Origin of the sequence: Kocuria coralli (assembly GCF_008831305.1) — a bacterium.
GTDB lineage: Bacteria > Actinomycetota > Actinomycetes > Actinomycetales > Micrococcaceae > Kocuria > Kocuria coralli.
In genome coordinates this window covers 1-6,014 of the sequence record NZ_ML708641.1, presented here as the reverse complement: position 1 = coordinate 6,014, position 6,014 = coordinate 1, and the positions used below count along the sequence as shown (strand labels likewise).

The window sequence follows — 6,014 nt, the reverse complement described above, 5'->3', positions numbered from 1 at the left end:
CCGCTACCCACACTCAGCTGTGAAGGCCCACCATGCGGACGCTGTTCGAAGAGAAAGGACCCTTCCACGGTTGTACCGCCCAGGCCCACTCTCCAAAGGTCAGGCCCTTGCCCCTGGAGCCCCCGCCGGAGGGATTGTTCGACTGATTGTTCAAGGCTGAGAACACAACATATGACAGGTCGCGTCCTCTAAATTTACTAAGTAATTCCCGAGCCTCTAAAAGGCAGGAAAAATGACCTTAACAATTCGGTTGATAGTAAGTCGTGATGTGACGATGTAATAAATCAGTACGTCAGGACAGGTGACCGACGAGGACGATCGCTTGAGCCCCCGCCGTAGCGTCAGGTAACCAGTAGGGGCGGTGTGGAATGTTCTCGAGTCGCTGACGTACCGCCAGGACCAAATCGCCATTGTGGCGCATGATCCTGGCGATAAGGTTTGCGGTGGCCTGCGGGTCAACTTGGTCGTACGGGAATTTAAATCCGCACACAAGGGACCAATTGTTGTTATCCGCTCCGGACGCGAGCCAGTAGTGTCCGTAGACCATGAGCCGATTGAGATCTTCCACAACCGACAATACTTCGGCCGTCAGAGTGACACCACTGGCTATTCCAAAGCCAAGGGTTCCACAAGATTCGGAGGCAGTTGCGATCACGCCGTCGTTTGTGAAAAGCAAGCGATCAATCAGGCTGTCGGCACCGTGAGGAGAGTGCAAAAATATATTCATTGCGAGATCACGGAACGACTGTTCGTCCAGCTGATCGTCCATTGCGGCCATCCAGCCCTAGACTGACCCGCTGATTCCCGGCTTATGTCTTTTCCTGATCTCGTCGGCAATGTCCTGTTTGATCCGATTGAGCTGGACTTCGGAGTGACCTGTGTACTGGTCATACAACGTTGCTGCTTGGCTCTGGATGTCGGTCGCAGCCACAGCTTGCGCCATGCCTGCGGCAGCGATCAGGCCTTGCGCTGCTAATTTCACGCGGTCACTAAGTGTTGCCATCATGGACTCCTTCGTCACACCGCAACTGGCCATCAGAGGTGTGTACAATAGTTACCAAGCGTTGGATGTGCTGTCAAGGGGTGGATGACGTGGCCGGGGCTCGGTAATCGCTGACGAAGTCGGACGAGCACTGAGCCCGGGCTCGGCGGCGCCCCGTGTCGCCTGCTGGGTCCTTGGCCACATCAGAATCCAGTACGCGCACCCCGTTACCTTCTTCCCAGCTCCTCCGTCCAGCAGGATGGAGGGGTGCTGACCGGCCGGTCCTCGGCATGATCGTTTGCCCCCAGTCGTCGATGATCCGGGGGGTGTTGTCACCGAGGACCGGTCCGGTGGTCACGGATCGCTGATAGAGGCGGGATCTCCTGTGGAGGACCTTCGTAACGTGGATGCCGAGCGTGACCACCTCCCGGCCGGCCAGCACGAGCAGATGCCAGTACGGGAGAAGGGATGGGTCCATGTCGGAGCGACCACGGCCGGCGGTGTTCGTCGGCCTCGACGTCGGCAAGTCCGACCATCACGCCGTAGCCGTGACCGCGGCCGGGAAGACGGTCTACGACAAGGCCTTGCCCAATGACGAGGCCCGCCTGCGGACCATCCTCGAGGAGCTGGCCACCGCGCACGGGCCGGTGCTGATGGTGGTCGATCAGCCGGCCACGATCGGGGCGCTGCCGGTGGCCGTGGCCCAGGCGATGGAGTCGGTCACCGTGGCGTATCTGCCGGGGCTGGCGATGCGCCGGATCGCCGACCTGCATCCGGGCGCGGCCAAGACCGACGCCCGGGACGCGGCCATCATCGCCGAGGCCGCCCGGACCATGCCGCACACCCTGCGGAACATCCGGGTGGACGAGGCCCAGATCGCCGAGCTCGTGGTGCTGGCCGGCTTCGACGACGATCTGGCCGCCCAGATCACCGCCACCTCCAACCGGCTGCGCGGGATGCTCACCCAGATCCATCCGGCCCTGGAGCGGGCGCTGGGGCCGCGGGTCACCCACCCGGCGGTGGCCGACCTGCTCAGCCGCTACCCGACCCCGGGGAAGCTGGCCGCGGCCGGTCGCGGGCACGTGCGGGCCCGGCTCAAGAAGCACGCCCCACGGCTGGCCGAGCCCCTCACGGAGGCGATCTTCGACGCCCTCTCCCAGCAGACCGTGGTCGTGGCCGGCACCGAGGCCGCGACCACGGTGATCCCGATCCTCGCCGGGCAGCTGGCCTCGCTGATCCGCCAGCGGGCCACGGTGGCCACCCAGGTCGAGGCCCTCGTGGAGGCCCACCCTCTTTCGGCGGTCCTGACCTCGATGCCCGGCATCGGCGTCAGGACCGCCGCGAGGATCCTCACCGAAGTCGTCGGCAAGGACTTCGCCGATGCCGGGCACCTGGCCTCCTACGCCGGGATCGCCCCCGTCACGAGACGCTCGGGGACCTCGATCCGCGGCGAGCACGCCCCCCGCGGTGGGAACAAGAGGCTCAAACGGGCGCTGTTCCTCTCGGCCTTCGCCTCGTTGCACCACGGCCCGTCACGGGCCTACTACGACCGGAAACGCGCCCAGGGCAAACGCCACAACCAGGCGATCATCGCCCTGGCCCGCCGACGGACCGACGTCCTGTACGCGATGTTGCGCGACGGCACCCTCTACCAAGACCCGACCGACCCTCAGACCTCGTCATCAGTGGCCCTGGCTGCTTGACGAAAACCATAGAGGCACCCCCCATGAGAAACGGCTCTGCCTCAGTCTGGCCAGGAGAGGTCCTTTACGAAGCCGCTCACGGCCGCAGCGGACGTCTCCGTGACAGGAGCTGCGGAAGGGGGCATACTCTTAAGCACACAGGGAAGCGCTCCCAAGTCGCTGCTTCCTAGCCACTCAGGAGGCTAACGTATGTCAGAACAAGTCCTGCCGTTCTACTTGGTGTGCGATGAATCATGGTCGATGGAAGACAGCATCGGCCACATGAACCAGGCACTCGTCGAACTACACAAGGAGATCGCTTCTAATCCTGTCGTTGCTGATAAGACACGCCTTAGTCTTATTGGCTTCGCTGGCGACGCGGAGACCCTGTTACCTTTAAGTGATCTGTCTGATCTGGAGACCATGCCAGGACTCGCCTGCCGCGACGGCGGGACGAACTTTCGCGCAGCCTTCGCCGCTACCCGCACGCAGATCGAAGACGATGTCCGACTGCTAAAGGGCGATGGCATGACGGTTTTGCGCCCGGTGTGCTTTTTCCTGTCGGACGGTGCCCACAATGCCCACGAGGACTGGCGTAAGGAATACACTGATCTGATATCCCCAGAATTCGGTCCCCACCCCAACATCGTCGCCTTCGGGTTGGGTGACGCCGAGCCGGACGCCATCCGCCGCATAGGCACGTTCAAGGCTTTTATGGCAGCTGACTCGATTTCGCCGGCCGATGCACTCCGTGAGTTCGTTGGATCACTAACGCGCTCCATCGTCAAATCTGGCTCGGCCCATGATGCCTCAGGGGCCCCTAAACTCATCGTGGAAGACACAGTACCGGGTTTCACGGCCCTCGACCTTGACACAGTCTGATGGCACCCGAGGCTCATTCATCCCAGGGTTCGCAAAATATTCCTGAAAAAGAAGCCCGGAGAGTCGGCAGACCTTCGCGGGTAACGGGCGATTTAGGTCGCATGCCATCCGGACAGGCAGCCCCACCCGAAGCTGTGGTTGGGGGCACGGACAACGAACTATCAACAACCCGCTTTGGCTCGGTTCGCGGATACGCTCACCGGTATTATGGTGAACCGAGACAGGACGCAATCAAGGTTGTCCATGAGATAGATGACGGCGTAATGGTTGTGGCGATTGCCGATGGACTGGGTACCGCAGTCGGGGCTGACCGCGGAGCTCAGTGCGCAGTGGAGGAGGCGTGCCGAGCATTGCTTTGCACCCAGACCGGAACAACTTATTGGGCACAAGGTGTGTTCTCTCAGGTCGCAAATCGCATGAACGAGGTCGCAACTTCATTGGCCCTGACCCCTGAGGATCTATCGACAACACTTGCCGTGGCAGCTCTGTTCGAAGGGCCCTCGTCCACTACGGTTGATTTGGCACTCGTCGGGGACACCATTCCGCTGATCTTCCCCCGTGACGAAGTCGAGCCACTGCCGGAGATACTCGACACCGAGACGGCTGCCATGCCAGGTCACTTTCCCGATGTGGTGACCACTTCCTTTGAAGTTGCGCCAGGGCAGACTTTTCTCCTTGCTACGGATGGTTTCGCTAACCCCGTGAAGTATGGTTCGGCAGACAGCATCGTAGAGGAGTGGACGTTACAGCTGCCTCAGAGTCTGGGACGCTTCCTCTGGGATATTGACGCTATCGTCAAGACGTACGATGACGATAGGACAGTCTTTGCCTATCAACGGGCGCAGGTTACTTAGTCTAATGCGGCAAGCGCGGATTGACCGTTCATCTTTGAACGTGGTTGCGAAGCTCGGTGACGGCGGGCAGGGGCGAGTGTGGCAACTGTCGGACGGCCAGGTACTGAAGGAGTATTTCGACCCAGCTGTAGTTCAGGAACGTGAGCTGTACCGACTTGTCTCATGGCGTCGAGCCTTAGCTCCCCGAGACCGCGGCCGGTGCGACAGTATCTTCGCCTGGCCCCGGCAGATTGTCGTACGGGATGGTAAGGCCGTTGGCTTTCTCATGCGCCCAGTGCCAAATGACTTCTATTGCTCATTTAAAATCGCTGGGAGCGATATCCGGCGTCTATGTGAAGTTCAGTACCTGATGTTCCCTCGCAAGTCATCTTGGACGGGGGTGCCTGTCGTTGACATGGCATCCCGAATCCGTATTTCGAAAGCTGCGGTAGCCGCTGTGGCATTACTGCACCGGGACGGCTTCATTCTTGGTGACATTTCTATGGCGAATGTGCTTTGGTCTGATACCAATGGTGGAGCTGTATTTTTCATAGATTGTGATGGAGTGCGGAAACTAAGCTTCAAGCCAGTCGTGCCACAGAGGAGCACTCCTGATTGGGATGATCCGCTCGATTCTTCTCGAGCAACCCTGAGCTCTGATAGGTACAAACTAGCGCTTCTAGTGGGTCGCATCCTAAGCAGTTCCTACTCTTGGCGCCCTGGGGATGCGCTTCCGGACCTAGGGGCAAGGATGGATGCCGTCCATAGGTTGTCGGAGAGCATTCCCAACGCCTCTCGGTACGACCGCCCAACAGCCGATGACTGGTTAGGCGCCCTGTCAGGCCGCCCCATGCTGCGACTTCGCGACTAACCGACTATTGCGGCGGTTCTGGGCCAATCTCGTAGTGTTTCCGGGGATCAGGCACTGACCTTGGGCGACCAGCGCCTGCTGCGGGTACGTCCCCTCCGCAAGGTCCAGCTCGGTGAGCCGGTCAACGAGGCCGCGGAGGGGCGAAGGTTGCGCCTGAGAGCTTCCGGAACAGCCGCAGGTCGTTGAACGACCACTGGTCTACCAGGTGCTCTCCTCATGCCAGAACCAGGATGCCCGCCGCGACTTTGCCGGCCCTTCACAGATGAGCATGGGTAGCCGGAGGCGCGCGGGCTTCTCGAGGGCCGTGTTGTGAGGGCTGAGTCGGGGTCGAGGCCTCCAGGATGGGTAGCGACCAAGCAACCTGATCCATGAAGGCCTCGACGTGTTTCATGCTATCTGCGCGCCCGCGTGCGCGCTCTTCGACCTGTCCGACGTCCACGTGCTCGCCGTCGAGCGTGGTCCGCGCTCGTTCACCCTGGCCGTGGAGACCGTGCCGTCACTGGTGGGCTGCCCGGCTTGCGGTGTGCTCGCCGCTGGTCACGGCCGCCGGCAGGTCCTGCTCCACGACCTGCCCTGCGCTGGGGTGCCGGTGCGGGTCGCCTGGCGCAAGCGAATCCACCGCTGCCGGGAGGATGCCTGCGAGATCACGACGTTCAGCGAGGTCCACGAACTGGCCGCGCCGCGGGGCAAGCTCACCACCCGCGCGATCGCCTGGGCGGTGGCTCAGCTGCGCTCCCACGACATCGCGGTCTCGGCACTGGCGG

At 61.6% G+C, this 6,014-nt stretch carries 6 protein-coding genes; 4 read left to right on the top strand and 2 right to left on the bottom strand.

What is annotated here, in order from left to right; genetic code table 11:
- Positions 1 to 292: 292 nt before the first annotated feature.
- Positions 293 to 769, bottom strand: a complete 477-nt coding sequence (locus tag FCK90_RS15110) for a hypothetical protein (protein ID WP_158035134.1) — start codon at positions 767 to 769, stop codon at positions 293 to 295.
- A 15-nt stretch (positions 770 to 784) separates the two neighbouring features.
- Entirely contained in the window at positions 785 to 1,006 is a 222-nt protein-coding gene (locus FCK90_RS15105; protein WP_158035133.1) for a hypothetical protein, read from the bottom strand.
- A gap of 452 nt (positions 1,007 to 1,458) precedes the next feature.
- On the opposite strand from FCK90_RS15105, the gene FCK90_RS15100 reads away from it, so the two are divergent.
- The 4 genes from FCK90_RS15100 to FCK90_RS15085 all read left to right on the top strand — a co-directional run.
- A complete protein-coding gene (locus FCK90_RS15100) occupies positions 1,459 to 2,685 on the top strand; it encodes an IS110 family RNA-guided transposase (RefSeq protein WP_158035132.1) in 1,227 nt (408 codons plus the stop codon).
- A 189-nt stretch (positions 2,686 to 2,874) separates the two neighbouring features.
- Complete coding sequence (locus FCK90_RS15095) at positions 2,875 to 3,546, top strand: vWA domain-containing protein (RefSeq protein WP_158035131.1); 672 nt, start codon at positions 2,875 to 2,877, stop codon at positions 3,544 to 3,546.
- Complete coding sequence (locus FCK90_RS15090) at positions 3,546 to 4,400, top strand: protein phosphatase 2C domain-containing protein (protein WP_158035130.1); 855 nt, start codon at positions 3,546 to 3,548, stop codon at positions 4,398 to 4,400. The genes FCK90_RS15095 and FCK90_RS15090 overlap by 1 nt, the downstream gene beginning before the upstream one ends.
- A 1,211-nt stretch (positions 4,401 to 5,611) precedes the next feature.
- Positions 5,612 to 6,014, top strand: a 403-nt coding sequence (locus FCK90_RS15085; protein WP_158035135.1) for a transposase family protein, incomplete at its 3' end; no start/stop codon positions are given.